1 protein-coding gene is annotated in these 536 nt (G+C 73.1%); it reads left to right on the top strand.

Features of this window, described 5'->3' with window-relative positions; all coding sequences use genetic code 11:
• Positions 1 to 110 precede the first annotated feature (110 nt).
• A partial coding sequence (locus AB4Z52_RS36315; RefSeq protein WP_442222628.1) for a hypothetical protein occupies positions 111 to 536 on the top strand: 426 nt, incomplete at its 3' end.

The raw sequence follows: 536 nt of genomic DNA on the forward strand, positions 1-536 counted from the left end.
CCGACCACGGATCGTGAGCGACCGGCTTCGGTCGACCCCGCCGACGTGCTCGAGCTCGCTCTCGGTCTCGTCGCGGAGCTGTGGCAACGAGCGAGCGGAGGGACGGCCTGATGGCGCGGAAGGTGATCCTGCACGTGGGCGCGCCGAAGACCGGCACGTCGTTCGTCCAGGACCTGCTCTTCACCGAGCGCGACACGCTCCGCGACCGCGGCATCCTGTACGCCGCGGACCGGTTCGACGCGCACTTCCTCGCCGCCCTCGACCTCCTGCAGCTGCCCTGGGGCGGGATCGAGCGCGAGGCCGTCGGCGCCTGGGACCGGCTGGCCGGCCAGGTCCGCGAGTGGGACGGCACCGCGATCATCAGCCACGAGATCCTCGCCACCGCCTCCCGCGCCCAGGTCGCCCGCGCGGTCGCCTCGGTCGACGGTCCGGGGACCGAGGTGCACGTCGTGCTCTCGGCGCGCGACCTCGTCCGGCAGATCCCGGCGGAGTGGCAGGAGAACATCAAGCACCGCCGGACGACCCCCTACGCGACC

Origin of the sequence: Rhizobium sp. 2YAF20 (assembly GCF_052114685.1) — a bacterium.
GTDB lineage: Bacteria > Pseudomonadota > Alphaproteobacteria > Rhizobiales > Rhizobiaceae > Rhizobium.